Source organism: Streptomyces dryopteridis, from assembly GCF_049606955.1.
GTDB lineage: Bacteria > Actinomycetota > Actinomycetes > Streptomycetales > Streptomycetaceae > Streptomyces.
The window spans coordinates 330,987-347,232 of the sequence record NZ_CP187113.1 but is presented as its reverse complement, the minus strand read 5'-3'; the positions used below and the strand labels follow the sequence as shown (position 1 = coordinate 347,232).

Below are 16,246 nucleotides of genomic sequence, written 5' to 3'. Positions count from 1 at the left end.
CTGGAATGGAACGGGCCCCCCGATCGTTGATCCCGGCACGCACACCCTTCAGGAGGTCGGAAAACGTGGCAACCGTGGAACTCACCAAGGAGAACTTCGACACGACGGTCAGCGAGAACCCGTTCGTGTTGATCGACTTCTGGGCCGAATGGTGCGGGCCCTGCCGGCAGTTCGGCCCGGTCTACGAGAAGGCCTCCGCCGAGCACCCCGACCTGGTCTTCGCGAAGGTCGACACCGAGGCCCAGCCCGAGCTGGCCGCGGCCTTCGAGATCCGCTCCATCCCCACCCTCATGATCGTCCGCGACCGCGTCGCGATCTTCGCCCAGCCCGGCGCCCTCCCCGCCAACGCGCTGGAGGACGTCATCGGCCAGGCCCGCGCCCTGGACATGGACGAGGTCCGCGCCAAGATCGCCGCCGAGGCCGCCCAAGGCCAGGCCGAGACCCCCGGGGCCTGACCCCGCCCCGGCCCCGCACCGGCGCGCCGCCCGCCTTCCGGTTTCCGCCCCCGGGTACGGAAACCGGCCGGTCGGGCGGTGCGCCGGCGCATACGCGCCGCCCTTCCGGGTCAGACTGGGACACATGACCGAAGCGGTGGAGTACGACGTGGTGGTGCTCGGCGGGGGACCGGCGGGCGAGAACGCGGCCGACCGGACCCGGGCCGCGGGCCTGAGGACGGCCCTGGTGGAGAGCGAACTGGTCGGGGGCGAATGCTCCTACTGGGCCTGCATCCCCAGCAAGGCGCTGCTACGCCCGGTGCTCGCGCGGGCCGACGCCCGCCGCGTGCCCGGCCTCGCCGGCGCCGTGACCGGCCCCCTGGACACCGAGGCCGTGCTGGCCCGCCGGGACGAGTGGGTGAGCCACTGGAAGGACGACGGACAGGTCTCCTGGATCGACTCCGTCGACGTGCACCTCTACCGGGGCCACGGCCGCCTGTACGGCATCCGCAAGGTCAGCGTCACCGGCCCCGAGGGCGAACACCACGTCCTGACCGCCAAGCACGCGGTGATCGTGGCCACCGGCAGCCGCGCCCTGCTCCCCGACCTCCCGGGCCTGTCCGGGGCCCGCCCGTGGACCAGCCGCGAGGCCACCTCCGCGCAGGGCGCCCCCGGGCACCTGATCGTGGTCGGCGGCTCGGTGGTCGCCGTGGAGATGGCCACCGCCTGGCAGGGCCTGGGCTCCCGGGTCACCGTGCTGGCCCGCGGCCCGCGGCTGCTGCCGCGGATGGAGGAGTTCGCCGGCGAACTCGTCGCCGAGGCCCTGCGCGAGGCCGGCGCGGAGGTCCGCACCGGGGTCGACGTGGAGGCCGTGGTCCGCGACGGCTCCACCGGCCCCGTCACCGCGGTCCTCACCGGCGGCGAGACCGTCACCGGGGACGAACTCCTCATGGCCACCGGCCGACTGCCCCGCACCGAGGACATCGGGCTCGACACCGTCGGCCTCGAACCCGGCGCCTGGATCGACGTGGACGAGTCCTGCCGCGTCCCCGGCCACGACTGGCTGTACGCCGTCGGCGACGTGAACCACCGGGCGCTCCTCACCCACCAGGGCAAGTACCAGGCCCGGATCGCGGGCGCCGCCATCGCCGCCCGCGCGCGCTCCGACGGCAACGGCGCACCCGTCGACGAGACCCCCTGGGGTCCCTACACCGCGACCGCCGACACCCGGGCCGTGCCCCAGGTCGTCTTCACCGACCCCGAGGCCGCCGCCGTCGGACCCTCCCTCGCCGAGGCCCGCCGGGCCGGACTGCGGGTGCGCGCCGTCGACCACGACCTCGGCGCCGTGGCCGGCGCGGGACTGCACGCCGAGGGCTACCGGGGCCGGGCCCGGATCCTCGTGGACCTCGACCGGGGCGTGCTGGTGGGCGCCACGTTCGTGGGCCCCGGCGCCGCCGAACTCGTCCACGCCGCCACCGTCGCCGTCGTCGGAGAGGTCCCCCTCGCCCGGCTGTGGCACGCCGTGCCCGCGTTCCCCACCCTCAGCGAGATCTGGCTGCGGCTGCTGGAACGCCTCCGCGACGAGGAGGCGGCCGAGGCGGGCGGCGCCGGCTGACCGGGGCGGGCCGGGGCCGGCCCGCCCCGGCCGCGCCCGCCGGCCCTCACAGGCCCGGGAGCAGCAGCGCCCGGCCCCGCTGCCCCACGTGGTACACGGCCGCGTTCAGCGCCACGAACAGCACGATCAGCGTCGCCGCCCGCCCCGGCCGGTCCCAGAACCCCGTCTCCGTGAACAGCGACACCACCACCCCGATCGGCACCAGCCACGACAGCAGCATCCAGACGAAGGCCAACACCCCCCAGCCGAAGTTCGCCAGATCCAGGCGTGCCAGGCCGCGCTCCGGGGCGAAGCGGCCGAAGCCCCAGACCGCCGACAGCGACAACAGGGCGCTGCCCGCCGAGATCCAGAAGAACGGGGTGCCCGCCGGGCCCGGCCAGATCCGCATCCCCACCGCGAGGGCCGCGAACGCCACCGTCAACGCCGCGTACCACCGGGCCAACGAGCGCCACGCCCCCCGCGGGACGGCCCCCGCCGGGCCCGCCTGCGGGAAGGTGCCCTCGGCGCCGAGCACCGGGCCGCCGGCCGCCGAGGACTTGCGCAGGGCGGTGAACGCCTCCCGTTCCCGGCCCAGTTCCCGCAGCGTGATCCCCTGGCCGCGCAGGGCCGCCGTCTCCGTCGGCCGGTCTCGGCGCGCCCGTGCCAGGGCCAGGTCACGGGCGTGCGCGTCGAGGGCCTCCGCGTGCCGCCCCACCCCGCGCAGGGCCTGGGCCAGCGCCCCCTGGGCCTCGCCCTCCTCGGCCCGCGCGTCCGGCAGCGCCGCCAACAGGGCCACCGCCCGTTCCAGCAGGGGCAGGGCCTCGGCGGGGCGTTCGCGGGCCAGCAGCCCCGAGCCCTCCGCGAGGAGGGCGATCCCGAGGAAGCGGTCCGCGCCGATCCGTTCGTGGAAGGCCGTCACCCGGGCCCCGGCCTCCAGGGCCTCCTCGGGCCGGCCCGTCTGCCGCAGCAGCGGCGCGAGATCCCCGCGCGCCAGGTGTTCGGCGAACGCGTCCCCCGATGACCGCAGCACCGCCGCGGCCTCCGCGAACCGTTCGAGGGCCTCCCCGGTCCGCCCCAGGGCCCGTAACGCGCAGCCCTCGCCGGTCAGTTCGCGCCCCTCGCCGGCCCGGTCCCCGACCGCGCGGCACAGCTCGCGCGCCGTCACGTGCCGGGCCAGGGACTCCGCCGGGCGCCGCGACAGCAGCAGCGCGAGCCCCAGATCGCCCGAGGCCGCGGCCAGGGCCCGCCGGTCCCCCGCGGCGGTCGCCGCACGCGTCGAGCGTTCCAGGGCGGACAGCGCCTGCCGGCCCTTCCCCCGCCCGGCCGCCAACAGCCCCAGGTGCCGCCATGCCTCGGCCGCCTCCTCCGTTCGACCCGCCCGCCCGTACGCGGCGACGGCGGCGCGCAGGGCCCGCTCGGCCTCCTCCGTCCGGCCCGCGCCGCTCAGGGCCCGGCCCCGCCCGTCCAGGGCCCGGGCCCGGGCCGCGGGGTCGACGAGGGCGGCCGCGCGGTCGAGGACCCCCGCGTACAGGCCCTCGGCGCGATCCCACAGCGCGCGGTCAAGGCAGCAGTCGGCGAGCAGGTGCAGGGCGCGGGCCTCCGCCCCGGGGTCCCCGGCCGCCGTGGCCACCATCGCGGTCAGCGAGGCCAGCCGGGCCCAGGCCCCGTGGGCGGCGCGCCGCGCGAACCACGGCCGCAGCGTCTCGCACAGCTCCAGCAGGTCACGGGCCACCTCGGCCGGGCCCGCCAAGCGCAGCTCCGTCGACCGGTGCGCGCCCGCGACGATCTCCCGTTCGTGCTCCTCCAACCAGGCCAGGGCTTCCGTGGGATGCTCGAAATCGGGGGTCGGCGGGGGAGCGTCCCCCCGGTCCAGGGCCTCGGCCACCGATACCGCCTGGCCCGCCAACCCGGCCCGGTGGAGGCCGAGTCGACGCCACGCGACGGCCCGCCCGTCCTCCCGGGCCCGGCGCTGCGCCTCCTCGGCCACCCGGTCCGCCCAGGGGTGCGGCAGCAGCCAGCGCTCCTCGGTGCCCACGGTGCCGGCCGGTCGGTGCTCGACGAGTCCGGCGCGCACCAGATCCGCCAACGCCCGCCCGGCCCAGGCGGGTTCGGCGTCCTCGCCCCACAGCGCCGTCACCTCGGCCAGGACCAGACCCCGGCCGTCGGCCAGGGTGAGCAGCCGCAGCAGTCGGGCGCCGTCGTGCCCGAGCCGGGCCCGGGCCACGTCGAGGGCGGCGTGCACGGCGCGGTCGGCGAGCGGTCCGGTGGGCGTCTCGCCCGCCCCGTCCGGACCGGCGGTCCGCGGGGCGCCGCCGACGGTGCCGCTGCCGGCGCGCAGGCGCAGGGCGGCGGGCAGGCCCGCGCTCGCGGCCACCACCCGGGCCACGACCCCCGCGTCGGGCGCGCGGCGGCGGGCGAGTTCGTCCACGGGGCCGCCCGGGGTCTCGCCCGAGGCGGCGCGGGCGGCGGCGCGCACGAGTTCGGCGGCGTCGGCCTCGGAGAGCCGGCCCAGCACCAGGCGCCCGTCCCCGGTCCGGTCGGCCAGCGAGGCGAGGGCGGGTTCGCGGCCCGCGATCAGCGCGAGGGCGGTGTCGGGCGGGGGCAGCAGCGGGGCGAGGTCCCCGGGCTCGCCCGCGTGGTCCAGGGCGATCAGCACGCGCAGCCCGTGCGCCGTCAGCGCGGTCAGGACCTCGCGGAACACGCGCGCGCGGCCCTCGGGCTCCTGCGGGACGGCGCCGGCGGGCAGCCCCAGGTCGCGCAGCAGCCGCCCCAGGGCCCGGTGGACCGCGGCGGGCGGCTCGTCGGAGCCGAATTCGGCGAGGTCCACGTGGAGGACCGCGTCGGGCCGACCGCGCGGGTCGGCCCGCAGGCCCGCCAGGGTGTGCCGCAGCAGCTCGCTCTTGCCGACCCCGCGCGGACCGGTCACCACCCAGGTCCCGGAGCGGGCCGAGGCGAGGGCCGAGGCCAGTTCGACCACGTCCCCGGTGCGCCCGACGAACGGCAGGCCCGGGGCGGGGGCGCGGCACTCGCGGGGCCGGATCGCGCGGGGCAGCCAGGCCGCGCGCGGGCGGGGTTCCTCGGCCGGGTCGGTGTTCCACCACAGCACCGCGTCCGGGCGCTCGGGGCCCCCGACGCCGGGGGCGACGGCCCGGGCCGCGATCCGCGCGGTCCGGGCCGTGAGGTCCACCGGGCGCTCGGGCCCGTGCTCGTCGTGTTCGGGCTCGTGCTCGTCGTCGGGCATCCCCCACCACCCCCACCTCGGTCACGGCGAACAGTCCACGCTACGGCAGCGGATCGGGGCGGGGGGAGGGTTCGGACGAGCCGGGGGCCGCCGGCCCGGGCGGGAGGGCCCGGGCCGACGGCCCCCGGGGGTGCGCCGCCGTGCGGCGGCGCGGTCGGGTCAGGGACCGACGGTGATCTGCTGCGCCGGGTTGGTGGTGTCGGCGACCGTGTACACCGCGTTGAACGTGGAGCTCGTGGCGGTGGTCGGGCAGCCGAAGCCGCCGGTGACGGTGACCGGCACCGAGACGTTGGTGAAGGTCAGCTTCGGCGGGGCGCCGTTGGTCCAGGTGCCGGGGGCGCCGGCGGGACCGGTGGGGGCGGCGGTGACCGTACAGCTGGCGAGGCCGCTGGTGACGACCTTGAGGCCGGCCGTGGGCACCGTCATGGTGGCGGTGATGGGGGAGCCGTTCTGCATGGAGACCGACCAGGCGCCGGTGGTGGTGACGGTGGCGCTCACCCCCGCCATGCTCGTGGTGCAGGAGGTGTAGGTGGGGGCGGTGATCGGGGAGGAGACCGGGCCGGCGGGGTTGCTGTTGCCGGGGGCGGCCGGGACCGTGCCGGTGGAGGTGGAGACGTTGCAGGTGACGGTGACGCTGCCGGCCTTGAAGGTGGCCTTGCCGCTCAGCGTCGCCTTGAAGGCGTGACCGGCCGGGGTGACGGTGGTGGAGCCGGCGAGGGGTAAGGATCCGGCGGTGGCCGAACCGGAGGAGAGGGCGAGGGCGCCGGCGGCCGCGAGGCCGAGGAGGACGGTGGTACGCGTGCGGCTCATGGGTGCACTCCTTGGGGATCGGGTGATTCCGTGGGGGAGGGGTGCGGCGGGGTCTTGGCCGCCGGGCGGCGCCGTGGCTGCCAGGCGAAGATCAGACCGCCGCCGATGATGCCGAGCAACGTGCCGATGAAGAACCCGCCGAGGTTGGACAACACGAGCGTGGCGGTCGCGACCAGTGTGGCCAGGACCCCGGCGAGGGTGCGGGACTGCGGCGTGAACCAGGCCGACAGGCCCAGCACGATCAGGACCAGCCCCAGCAGGACGGACGGGATGCCCGCGACCCCCTGCTGGAGCATGACCTTCAGGGGCGCGAGGGGGATGGCGCAGATCTCGGCCCCGGCGAGGACGGCGAGCAGCCCGCCCCAGAAGGGCCGGCTCCGTCGCCAGCGCCGGAACCTCGCCCGCGGGGACAGGGCCGTCGCCGTCATCTCAGAAGCACTCCTTCTTGCCCTTGGTGATCTTCATGTTGAGACCGGTGAGCTTGAAGGTGCCGGCGTTCGTGGCCCAGGCCACCTGCTGGAGATCGTTGATCTTCACGGTGTCGGCCTGCTGGGAGAACAGGTCCTGCATCCCCTGCGCCTCGGTCGGGCCCTTGTCGAGGGTGGACGCGTCCCGACCGATCTCGATGTTCTTGAACTCCGCGTTGCCCGAGAGCTGGGTGGCGTCCACGAAGAGGTTGCTCGCCTCCACCGGGTTCTTGGTGCCCGCGGTGAGGTTGAGCGAGATGTCGCCGATGACCGGCAGGGTGGTGACCACCGACTGGCAGAGGCTGTTCAGCTTGGCCTCGCGGATCGCCGTGACCGCGACGGGGAGCAGCTCGCCCCGCGCGTTGGCGTCCACGCTGCCGTACTGGGCGAAGCCCTCGCCCTCCAGGCTCTTGGCCGAGACTTTGAACTGCTGGCCCGAGACGGCGAAGGAGGCGGCGAGCGCGCCCTGGGCGAGGGCGATGCCGAGACCGGCGGTGACGGCGACGGCGGGGACCGTCAGGACGGCGAACCGCCGCCACCGCACCTTGCCGGTGTCGTCGTCGGCGCCGGAGGGACCGCCCGCTCCGCCGCCGGTGCCCGATAACTGCTGTGACTGATCCACCGGGTGTCCCCTTGTATGTCGGTTGTGCACCGTTGTGAAAGGTCTGAGCGTGTTACCGCCGGTGTTACCGTCGTTGTTACCGACGAGTTGAATGTAAGAGTGCCAATGGGGGTTGGCAAGGTTGTGGGACCGCCGCCTTTCGGCCTACTGGTCGATCTCCGCGGAGCCCTCCCCAGGCCCCTCCCCGAGCAGCTCCGCGACCTCCTCGTCCACCCGACGGGCCATGGCACGTGCGAATTCCGCGCTCACCACCTCACCCGCCACCGGACGCAACGCCGCCACCGCCGCCCCGAGTTCACGCACCCGGCCGGCCGAAACCCGCCCCAGTCCCTCCGGTCCGATCACGTGCGCCCGGAACAAGGACACGAACCGATCCGCGAGCACCGCCGCCTGTTCCTGCACGAACTCGGCGGCGTCCAACACCTCCGTCAGCGGCACCCCCTCGCGCACGAGCGCCGCCGTCGCCTCCAACAACCGGCGGCTGTGGTGCGTCACCACCTCCCCGTCCACCGTCAGATAGCCCAACTCGGCAGCGCGCGCCGTGTGTTGAGGAGAGGCCAAGGGTCCGAACAGGTCCCGCAGCTCCTCCCGCGTCATCACCACGGGCTCCTCGCGCACCCAGTCCCGGGTCAACTCCCGCTCCAGGCCCAGCAACCGCCCCAGCCCGTCGTCCCGCGCCGAGGCGTCCAACAGCTCCGCGATCGCGTTCACCGTGTACCCGCGCGCCAACAACCGGTCGATCAACCGCAACCGGGCCAGGTGCTCGTCCGAGTACCAGGCGTACCGGCCCTCCCGGCGCGGCGCGGGCAACAACCCGCGCTCCTGGTAGTAGCGCAGGTTCCGCGCCCGCACCCCGGCCAGCCGCGCCAACTCCTCGCGCCGATACCGCCCCGTCCGCTGCCCCCGCGCCTGCTCGCTCACGCGGCAGAGTGTAGGACGTACCGGCTGGTCACATGAGGTGCGCGGGCCCCGCGTCAGCCTCGGCGGACCGCCCGCAACACCACGAACTTCGGATCGCTCGCCACCAACTCGCAATTGCCGAACATCCGCCGCAGCCGCACGTGGTACCCCAGGTGCCGGTTGCCCACCACCCACAGCTCCCCGCCCGGCCGCAGCGCCCGCCGCGCCTGCGCGAACATCCGCGCCGCCGTCGCGTCCGTCGTCGCCTGGTGCGAATGGAACGGCGGATTGTTCAGCACGAGGTCCAGCGAGCCCGCCGCCACCTCCGCGAGCCCGTCCCCGACCAGGAACCGGGCCGAACCGAACCCCTCGCCCCCGTTCTCCGCCCACGTCAGCCGCGCCGAGGCCACCGCCGGATAGGACTCGTCGGCGAACAGCACCGACACCCCCGGGTTGGCCTTCGCCGCCGCCGTGCCCACGATCCCGTTGCCGCACCCCAGGTCGGCCACCGCCGAACCCGCCGGCACCCCGGTCGGCAGGTGCTTGAGGAGGAACCGCGTGCCGATGTCGAGCCGGTCCGCGCAGAACACCCCCGCGTGCCCCACCGCCGTCAACCCCGACCCCGGACCCGCGTCCCGGTCCAGCCGCCGTCGCACCGGGCGCGCGGCGGCCGCGGCCGCCACCCGCTCGGCCCGCGCCGGATCCGCCGCGGGCCCGGCCGGCACCGTGAAGATCAACCGCGCCTTGCGCTCGGCCAGGGAGGTGCGGGTCGGCCCGAGCAGCCGCTCGAACACCTCCAGGGTGGAGGTGTGGATCTCCTTGACCATGCCGGTGCCCACCACCACCGCGTCCGGCGCCAGCCGGGGCGCCACCCGCGCCAGCAGGTCCTCCAGCAACGCCAGGCTCTTGGGCACCCGCACCAGCAGCGCGTCCACCCCGGCCGGCGGCGTCTCGTCCGGGGTCGTCAACAGGGTCACCGAGCCCGGCTCCGCGCCCGCCCGCAGCAGGTTCGCCTCCGTGGCCCGCCGGGTCAGGTACGACTCGGTCAGCTGCGTCGGACCGTACCCGGCCAGCGCCGTCGTCAGCGCCCCCCAGCGGTCCCCGAGCACCACGATCCGCCGCCCCTCCAAGGGCACCGGCGGCCGCTCGCCCGTCCCCTCGGCCAGATGGCGCAGAAGGTACTCGTCGGCGGCGTCCCAGGCCCGGAGCCGATCGCGCGGGTCCTCGGGGAAGCGGGTCGGCGCGAAGGAGCCGAACGGGGTGGTCAGCGGGGGCAGAGCGTTCACCGTGCCCAGGCTAGCCGAGCCCCGGCCCCACCCCCGCCACGCCGACCCGGGGACGGCCGGGCGCGGTGTCGCGCGCGCCCGGCGCCGCGGACCTCGGCCCCGGTCCCCCTCAGTCCTCGGGGAACTCCCCGGCCATCGCCGCCGCCAGCCGCAGGTACGGCGCGGCCTCCGCCGCCCGCCCCTGCCGTTGCAGCGTCCGCCCCAACAGCAACTGCGCGTACTCCTCCACCGGCCACCGCTCCAGCAGCGCCCGCAGCTCCCGCTCGGCCGGCCCCAACCGCGCCGAGTGGTAGTGCGCGCGGGCCAACAGCAGGCGCACGTCGAGCAGCTCAGGCGCCTCCTCGGCCAGCCGCTCCAGCAGCGTCGCCGCCGTCACGTACTCCTTGGCCTCGAAGAACAGCCGGGCCCTCTCCCAGCGCTCCGCCGCCGTGCCCCGCTCGTGGTACCCGGAGTCACCGGCGTCGCCCAGGGGCGCGACGAAGGGGGTGGGGGTGGTCATGGGGGTCTCCTCTCCCGGTGCCGTGGATCGACACCGTCACAACACCCGCCCGACCCGGAACATTCCGGACCGCGCACCGGGTGCCTCCACGCCCCGGAGGACTACCGTGGACGCCATGAGCAACCTTGATCGCCAACCCGCCCTCGCCACCTGCGGCGGGCGGGGCTTCGTCGTGGCCGAACCCGTCCGCGAACTCCTCAGCCCCCGCACCGTCACCCTCGGCGAGGGCACCGAGGTCCGCCGCCTGCTCCCCAACCTCGGCCGTCGCATGGTCGGCGCCTGGTGCTTCGTCGACCACTACGGCCCCGACGACATCGCCGACGAACCCGGCATGCAGGTCGCCCCCCACCCCCACCAGGGCCTCCAGACGGTCAGCTGGCTCCACGACGGCGAGGTCCTGCACCGCGACAGCGTCGGCAGCCTCCAGACCGTCCGCCCCCGCGAACTCGGCCTGATGACCTCGGGACACGGCATCAGCCACTCCGAGGAGAGCCCCCGCGAACACTCCCGCCTCCTGCACGGCGCCCAACTGTGGGTGGCCCTGCCCGACGCGCACCGCCACGTGGACCCGCACTTCCAGCACCACGCCGAACTGCCCCGCGTCACCGCCCCCGGCCTCGACGCCACCGTCATCCTCGGCACCCTGGACACGGCCACCTCCCCCGGCACCACCTACAGCCCCCTGATCGGCGCCGACCTCACCCTCACGGCGGGCGCGGAACTCCGCCTCCCCCTGGAGCCCGACTTCGAGTACGCGATCCTCTCTATGGGCGGCGAGGCCCACGTGGACGGCGTCCCGGTCCTCCCCGGCTCGATGCTCTACCTGGGCTGCGGCCGCACGGACCTCCCCCTGCGCGCCGCGTCCGACTCCTCCCTGATGCTCCTGGGCGGCGAACCCTTCGAGGAGGAGATCGTCATGTTCTGGAACTGGATCGGCCGCTCCCACGAGGAGATCGCCCAGGCCCGCGAGGACTGGACGAACGGCACCCGCTTCGGCGAGGTCAAGGGCTACGCCGGCCCCCCGATCCCGGCCCCGGCCCTCCCCCCGACCCACCTGAAACCCCGAGGCCGAACCCGCTGAACGACCGGGGCGGAGTCAAGTGCGGCGCGGAGGAGGGTGGTTACCGGTCGAAACGAGGCCCGCGAAGCCCACAACCCCCGACGCGACACCGCGTCGTCACTTGTCCCCCCAGGCGTGTGGATCACCAGCCGTGGAGCTCGCGGGGCACCCCCTCCGATTCGGGCCACCCCTCCGTCGAGGCCCCGCCGTGTCCAGTGGCTTTCCGGCCGTGATCGCGGATGCGGTGTCCGCAAAAGATCCGTGATCTTCGCCGTGGATGACTACCGTGTCGCTGCCCGCCAGGAGTGACGGTCGGGCTCTGTGGGGCTGCCTTGGGGGAGGACGTGGTGTTCCTGTCACGCAACGGTCCGACGGGTGTCCGTCACGGTCGGAGGGGCCACGGCGCAGTCCCCGGAGAGCCTCACCCGTGGGAAGTCGGGCAAGAGGGCCGCGAGCCGCTGCCAATCCCAAGGGCTACGATGCCGAATCCGACTGGGACTGTGTGATCACCGGGATGAAAAGTCGACTCAGGAGTGGGATTTCGAGCCCTCTTCCGAAAGCGGATGTGACCCTGGGCAAGGGTAGGCGGCAAGATGTCTTCACAAGCCCTCCCGTTGAGACGGAGCCGTATGTGTTTCACCCTCAGGGGGGCCGGTGAGTCAAGAAGAAGTTCGCGCAGGTAGGATTCTGGAAATTTTTGGGAATTATTCCGTGATTCAAGTTCCCGGAAGGAATCATCCGGCTGTGGCGATTCAGGGGGATTCGCTGAAAATCCTCCAGGAGACGGTGCGTGAGTTGAGCGACTGTCTTGCTGTCGAAAACCTGCAAGAGGCGCGATTCCCCCTGCAGGAGATCATCGACACTCTCGCGGAGATGATTTCCGTATACGAAAGCGCGGCCCGCAGGTCCGGCTTTGATCTGCCGTATCATCCATAACCGATCGCGCCCCTCGGAAGCCAGTGCCGATGGGCCGTGTCCCCGAGCGATACCAGGCGGCGGCGGCTGTTTTCGACCTGACGAATGGTCGAGGCCGTGAGCTGGGCGACCTGTTCGCAGCTCGGGGGAGCGTCCACAACGGCTTGTGGACATGCCCGCGTTCCCCGGGGACCTGTACGGTCGTGATCTGACGCATGGAGATCTCTTGGTGCACCTCGGGAGTGATTCCCGGGAGAGGCCGCTGAAAGCCGTGCGACAGCTGTCGCGGCAACTGGTTGGATGGCGGCTGCGCTGGAGCGTCGAAGGAGCTCGATCTGCGCCTGGGACCGTTGGCGGGAATGTCATCGCCGGGAATCCGTTCCATTTCGCCGAAGGGCACGGGAATCCCGGGATCGATCAGCGGGAGGAGTGGGAGTCCCGTGTGCTCGTCCGGGCGGGGGACGGGGAGCCGGAGTGGGCGGTGGGCGGGGGCTGTCTCGCGGTGCGGCGGATGAGGTTGGCCACCGGCTTGCGGGACCGGGATTCGATAGAGGCCAAGAGCGCATCATGGGCAGGCGCCGGGACGGCACCTGGGGGCGGGTATTTCTTCGTGCCGCCGGCGGACGTGGATTGGGGCCGGGTGTTCGCGGGGTGAGTTGCCGGTGCAGGGTCCCCCCGGTCAGGGGTGGGGGGTGCGGAGGAGGGTGGCCGGGGGGGTGCCGTAGGTGTGGCGGTGGAGGGTGGCGAAGCGGCCCGGGTGGGCGAAGCCCCAGCGGGCGGCGATCTCGGTGACCGTGGTGGTGCCGGGCTCGGCCGCCTTCAACTCCGCGTGCGCCCGGGCCAGTCGGACCGAGCGCAGGTGCGCCAGGGGAGTGGTGTCCGCGTGCCGGGCGAAGGCGTACTGGACGGCTCGGGCGGTGACCGGGACGGCGGCGGCGATGTCGGCCAGGCCGATCTCGCGGTGCGCGTTGTCCTCGATGAAGGCCATGGCGCGGCGCAGGGTGTCGCTGTCGGCGTCGCGGGAGTCCAGGCGGGTGGGTTCGGCCCGGTCGGGCCCGGTGTGGGGGAGGGTGGCCAGGGTGACGGCCGCCAGGTGGTCGAGGAGGGCGGACACCATCAGGGGGTGTTCGTCGATCGGGGGGCAGCGGGTGAGCACGTGCCGGACGTGTCCCAGCGTCGCGTGCAGCAGGCCGTGGCCGGCCGCCGAGGTCGGGGTCTGGCCGGTGAGTCGGACGGGGTGCTCGGCATCGCCGCCGGCGGCGCGGGTCAGCAGCTCGGTGTCGAACATCGCGATCGTGTACGCGGCCTCCCGGACCTCGCCCGCGTACGGCCGGCCCGGCAGGGTCACCAGCAGGGTCTCCCCGGGGCCGCACGCGGATTCACCGCTGGTGTGCACCCCGCGGTCGACGCCGACCAACGTGACCCGCTCCAGCGGGTTCGCGTCGAAGGACATCGTGTAGCCGAAGTCCAGCGTGTCCAGGGTGAGTCCGCCGACCGTGCGCCGTTCCACCGCGGCCCGGGTGTCCTGGGGCCGGCCGCCGATCCGCATCGGCGTGTAGGCCGTCGTCAGGAACTCCTCCGTCGCCGCCAGGCTCCCGCTGCGGAACGACAACGCGTCCATGCCCGCCACCCCCACCGCTCCGCGCCCGGGTCGCCGGCCCGGTCGCCGACGACGTGTCACGTCCGACGGTACGCCGCGCCCGCCCCGGACGCCCGGGAGGGCCGTGCGCGCCGCGCGGGAGGAGTGATCGCGCGGGCGCGCACGGAGCGGATTCAGGGGCGCGCGGTGAGGTAGCCGCCCATGGACCGGAAGTACTCGGCGGCGGGGAGTTCGGTGCCGTCCTCGGTGCGGACGCGGGTGATGGCCAGGCCGTGGTTGCGGCCGGTGCGGGCGTCGGCGCCGGCGACGATCACGACGCCCTCGCCCTCGCGGTAGAAGATCCGGCCGGGGGTGCCGCCGTAGACGCCCTCGGAGACCACGGCCGCGAGCACCTCCAGCCGCTTGCCCTTGTGGAAGGTGAAGGCGGCGGGGTAGGGCGCGGACTGGGCGCGGACCAGGCGCTCCAGGACCTCGGCGTCCCAGCTCCAGTCGATGCGGATGTCCTCTTCGGCGCGCTTGTGGAAGAAGCTGGCCCGCGAGCGGTCCTGCTTGGTGAACTCGGTCTCGCCGGCGGCGATCCGGGCGAGGGCGCCGATGGTGACCGGGGCGATGAGGTCGACCGTCTTGTGGAAGAGGTCGGTGGTGGTGTCGGTGGGGCCGACGGGCACGGCGCGCTGGTCGACGATGTCGCCGGCGTCGAGGACCTCGTCCATCATGTGCGCGGTGACGCCCACTTCGGGTTCGCCGTTGATCAGCGCCCAGATCAGCGGGGAGAAGCCGGCGTACTTCGGCAGCAGCGAGTCGTGGATGTTGAGGGTGCCGTGCTTGGGGAGCCCGTAGATGTGCGGCGGGATCCAGGTGCGCCAGTTGTTGGCGACGATGATGTCCGGCGCGGCCTCCTTCAGGCGCTGGAACAGCTCCTCGTCGTCGGGGCGGTTGCGGATGACGACCGGGACCCCGTGCTCCTCGGCCAGCTCGGCCACGGAGTCGCTCCAGATCTTCTCGTAGGCGTGCTCGCTCTTGGGGTGGGTCACGACCATCACGACGTCGTGCTCGGAGTCCAAGAGGGCCTTCAGGGTGCGATGGCCCCAGGTCTGATAGCCGAACATGACGACCCGCATAAAGGTTCCTCCTCGAAGAGTGCAATGACCAGGGCTTAGTAAAGCAAGCCTTACCTAACGATGCAATGAGCCTGATTCGGGGGTCAATTGAAGGAGTTGCGGGCAGTTTGTCCGGATTGCCCGGTCGACAGTCGGTCCAGATCAGGTTAGCTTTACCTAAGTTCCGCTTGGCTGCCGGTCCCCGGTGTGCCTGGGCACCCCTTTTTTCCCGCCCCCTGACGCGACGCCTTCGCGGCGGTCGTCCTGCACGAATGGGAGTGACATGTCACAGGCTCTTCCTGGCGACGCACCACTGATCCACGACCTGATCGGTATCGGCTTCGGCCCGTCGAACGTCGCCATGGCGATCGCGCTGAGCGAGCACAACGCGACCGTCGGACGGGAGGAGGCGGTCACCGCTCACTTCTTCGAGCAGCAGCCGAGCTTCGGGTGGCACCGGGGCATGCTCATCGACGACGCCACGATGCAAGTGTCCTTCATGAAGGACCTCGTGACGCTGCGGAACCCGACCAGCGAGTACAGCTTCCTCTGCTACCTGCAGAGCAAGGGGCGGCTGATCGACTTCGTCAACCACAAGAACCTGTTCCCGCTCCGGGTCGAGTTCCACGACTACTTCGAGTGGGCCGCGGCCAAGGTCGACGACATGGTCTCCTACGGCCACCGGGTCGTCTCGATCGAGCCCGTCGTGCGCGACGGCGTGGTCGAGTACCTGGACGTGACCTCCCGCTGCGGCGACGAGGTCGTCGTGCACCGGGCCCGCAACCTCGTCATGGGCACCGGCCTGCGCCCGGTGATGCCCGAGGGCGTCGAGCGCTCCGAGCGGGTCTGGCACAACTCCGACCTGCTGCGGAAGGTCGACGCCCTGGAGGGCACCGACCCCACCCGCTTCGTGGTCGTGGGCGCCGGGCAGAGCGCCGCCGAGAACGTCGCCTACCTGCACCGCCGCTTCCCCGAGGCCGAGGTCTGCGCCGTCTTCTCGCGCTACGGCTACAGCCCGGCCGACGACAGCGCCTTCGCCAACCGCATCTTCGACCCGCAGGCCGTGGACGAGTACTTCACCGCCCCGGACGACGTGAAGCGGCGCCTGATGGACTACCACGGCAACACCAACTACTCCGTGGTGGACATCGACCTCATCGACGACCTGTACCGCCAGTCGTACCAGGAGAAGGTGCTCGGCACCGAGCGCCTGCGCTTCCTGAACGTCTCGCGCCTCACCGAGGTCGAGGAGAGCGGCGACGCGGTCCGCGCCACCGTCAAGTCCCTGGTCACGGGCGAGGAGAGCAGCCTCGACGCCGACGTGGTCGTCTGCGCCACCGGCTACCTCCAGGCCGACGGCCTGGGCCTGCTCGGCGCTCTGGCGGACCGGGTGGAGCGCGACGAGCTGGGCCGGGCCCGGGTCGAGCGCGACTACCGGGTGACCACCGACGCCGCGCTGCGCTGCGGGATCTACCTCCAGGGCGGGACCGAGCACACGCACGGCATCACCTCCTCCCTCCTGTCGAACACCGCCATCCGGGTGGGTGAGATCCTGGACTCCATACTCGACCGCGGTCTCAAGGCCGTGCCGGACGCCGTCGCCCAGGGCGTCGGCGGCGGCCTGCGCTGACCCGTACTTCGGGCCCCACTGCCGTGCCCGCGAGGTGTTCGCACCCCGCGCGCACGGCAGCGGTGTGTCCGCGCACGCAGTGAGAAAG

14 protein-coding genes and 1 pseudogene are annotated in these 16,246 nt (G+C 73.5%); 6 read left to right on the top strand and 9 right to left on the bottom strand.

The window, feature by feature from the left end; all coding sequences use genetic code 11:
• The first annotated feature begins 65 nt into the window (after positions 1–65).
• Complete coding sequence (gene trxA / locus ACN20G_RS01370) at positions 66–455, top strand: thioredoxin (protein ID WP_424210840.1); 390 nt, start codon at positions 66–68, stop codon at positions 453–455.
• A gap of 124 nt (positions 456–579) precedes the next feature.
• Positions 580–2,049, top strand: a complete 1,470-nt coding sequence (locus ACN20G_RS01365; RefSeq protein WP_424210839.1) for a dihydrolipoyl dehydrogenase family protein — start codon at positions 580–582, stop codon at positions 2,047–2,049.
• A gap of 46 nt (positions 2,050–2,095) precedes the next feature.
• Here the strand turns inward: ACN20G_RS01365 and ACN20G_RS01360 are convergent, their stop codons facing one another.
• From ACN20G_RS01360 to ACN20G_RS01330, 7 genes are all read right to left on the bottom strand, one after another.
• Positions 2,096–5,269 carry a hypothetical protein gene (locus ACN20G_RS01360; protein ID WP_424210838.1) on the bottom strand — a complete coding sequence of 1,058 codons (3,174 nt, stop codon included), beginning with the start codon at positions 5,267–5,269 and terminating at the stop codon, positions 2,096–2,098.
• 159 nt (positions 5,270–5,428) lie between these two features.
• Positions 5,429–6,079: a hypothetical protein gene (locus ACN20G_RS01355; protein WP_424210837.1), complete on the bottom strand. Its 651-nt coding sequence runs from the start codon at positions 6,077–6,079 to the stop codon at positions 5,429–5,431.
• Positions 6,076–6,507, bottom strand: coding sequence for a DUF6114 domain-containing protein (locus ACN20G_RS01350; RefSeq protein ID WP_424210836.1), 432 nt, complete (start codon positions 6,505–6,507; stop codon positions 6,076–6,078). Before ACN20G_RS01350 ends, ACN20G_RS01355 begins: the two co-directional genes overlap by 4 nt.
• Position 6,508: 1 nt before the next feature.
• Complete coding sequence (locus ACN20G_RS01345) at positions 6,509–7,090, bottom strand: DUF6230 family protein (RefSeq protein WP_424215323.1); 582 nt, start codon at positions 7,088–7,090, stop codon at positions 6,509–6,511.
• Positions 7,091–7,312: 222 nt separating this feature from the next.
• Positions 7,313–8,089 carry a MerR family transcriptional regulator gene (locus ACN20G_RS01340; RefSeq protein WP_424210835.1) on the bottom strand — a complete coding sequence of 259 codons (777 nt, stop codon included), beginning with the start codon at positions 8,087–8,089 and terminating at the stop codon, positions 7,313–7,315.
• A gap of 53 nt (positions 8,090–8,142) precedes the next feature.
• Complete coding sequence (locus ACN20G_RS01335) at positions 8,143–9,336, bottom strand: methyltransferase (protein ID WP_424215322.1); 1,194 nt, start codon at positions 9,334–9,336, stop codon at positions 8,143–8,145.
• Between the two features lie 127 nt (positions 9,337–9,463).
• On the bottom strand, positions 9,464–9,853 hold the full coding sequence (locus tag ACN20G_RS01330) for a tetratricopeptide repeat protein (RefSeq protein WP_424210834.1): 390 nt from the start codon (positions 9,851–9,853) through the stop codon (positions 9,464–9,466).
• 115 nt (positions 9,854–9,968) lie between these two features.
• On the opposite strand from ACN20G_RS01330, the gene ACN20G_RS01325 reads away from it, so the two are divergent.
• The 3 genes and pseudogenes from ACN20G_RS01325 to ACN20G_RS01315 form a co-directional block, all read left to right on the top strand.
• On the top strand, positions 9,969–10,934 hold the full coding sequence (locus ACN20G_RS01325) for a pirin family protein (protein WP_424210833.1): 966 nt from the start codon (positions 9,969–9,971) through the stop codon (positions 10,932–10,934).
• Positions 10,935–11,567: 633 nt separating this feature from the next.
• Positions 11,568–11,849 (top strand): DUF6959 family protein, encoded by a 282-nt coding sequence (locus ACN20G_RS01320; RefSeq protein ID WP_424210832.1) that lies wholly within the window; start codon positions 11,568–11,570, stop codon positions 11,847–11,849.
• A 139-nt stretch (positions 11,850–11,988) separates the two neighbouring features.
• A pseudogene (locus ACN20G_RS01315) lies at positions 11,989–12,483 on the top strand (hypothetical protein); the annotation flags it as partial.
• A gap of 24 nt (positions 12,484–12,507) precedes the next feature.
• Here the strand turns inward: ACN20G_RS01315 and ACN20G_RS01310 are convergent.
• Positions 12,508–13,449 carry a helix-turn-helix transcriptional regulator gene (locus ACN20G_RS01310; protein WP_424210831.1) on the bottom strand — a complete coding sequence of 314 codons (942 nt, stop codon included), beginning with the start codon at positions 13,447–13,449 and terminating at the stop codon, positions 12,508–12,510.
• 152 nt (positions 13,450–13,601) lie between these two features.
• Positions 13,602–14,549 carry a methionyl-tRNA formyltransferase gene (locus ACN20G_RS01305; protein ID WP_424210830.1) on the bottom strand — a complete coding sequence of 316 codons (948 nt, stop codon included), beginning with the start codon at positions 14,547–14,549 and terminating at the stop codon, positions 13,602–13,604.
• A 262-nt stretch (positions 14,550–14,811) separates the two neighbouring features.
• On the opposite strand from ACN20G_RS01305, the gene ACN20G_RS01300 reads away from it, so the two are divergent.
• On the top strand, positions 14,812–16,158 hold the full coding sequence (locus ACN20G_RS01300; protein ID WP_424210829.1) for a lysine N(6)-hydroxylase/L-ornithine N(5)-oxygenase family protein: 1,347 nt from the start codon (positions 14,812–14,814) through the stop codon (positions 16,156–16,158).
• Positions 16,159–16,246 lie beyond the last annotated feature (88 nt).

Coding starts and splice junctions, on each gene's coding strand:
- ACN20G_RS01365 (WP_424210839.1), top strand. CDS start 580: ATGACCGAAGCGGTGGAGTACGACGTGGTGGTGCTCGGCGGGGGACCG.
- ACN20G_RS01360 (WP_424210838.1), bottom strand. CDS start 5,269: ATGCCCGACGACGAGCACGAGCCCGAACACGACGAGCACGGGCCCGAG.
- ACN20G_RS01355 (WP_424210837.1), bottom strand. CDS start 6,079: ATGAGCCGCACGCGTACCACCGTCCTCCTCGGCCTCGCGGCCGCCGGC.
- ACN20G_RS01350 (WP_424210836.1), bottom strand. CDS start 6,507: ATGACGGCGACGGCCCTGTCCCCGCGGGCGAGGTTCCGGCGCTGGCGA.
- ACN20G_RS01330 (WP_424210834.1), bottom strand. CDS start 9,853: ATGACCACCCCCACCCCCTTCGTCGCGCCCCTGGGCGACGCCGGTGAC.
- ACN20G_RS01325 (WP_424210833.1), top strand. CDS start 9,969: ATGAGCAACCTTGATCGCCAACCCGCCCTCGCCACCTGCGGCGGGCGG.
- ACN20G_RS01310 (WP_424210831.1), bottom strand. CDS start 13,449: ATGGACGCGTTGTCGTTCCGCAGCGGGAGCCTGGCGGCGACGGAGGAG.
- ACN20G_RS01305 (WP_424210830.1), bottom strand. CDS start 14,549: ATGCGGGTCGTCATGTTCGGCTATCAGACCTGGGGCCATCGCACCCTG.
- ACN20G_RS01300 (WP_424210829.1), top strand. CDS start 14,812: ATGTCACAGGCTCTTCCTGGCGACGCACCACTGATCCACGACCTGATC.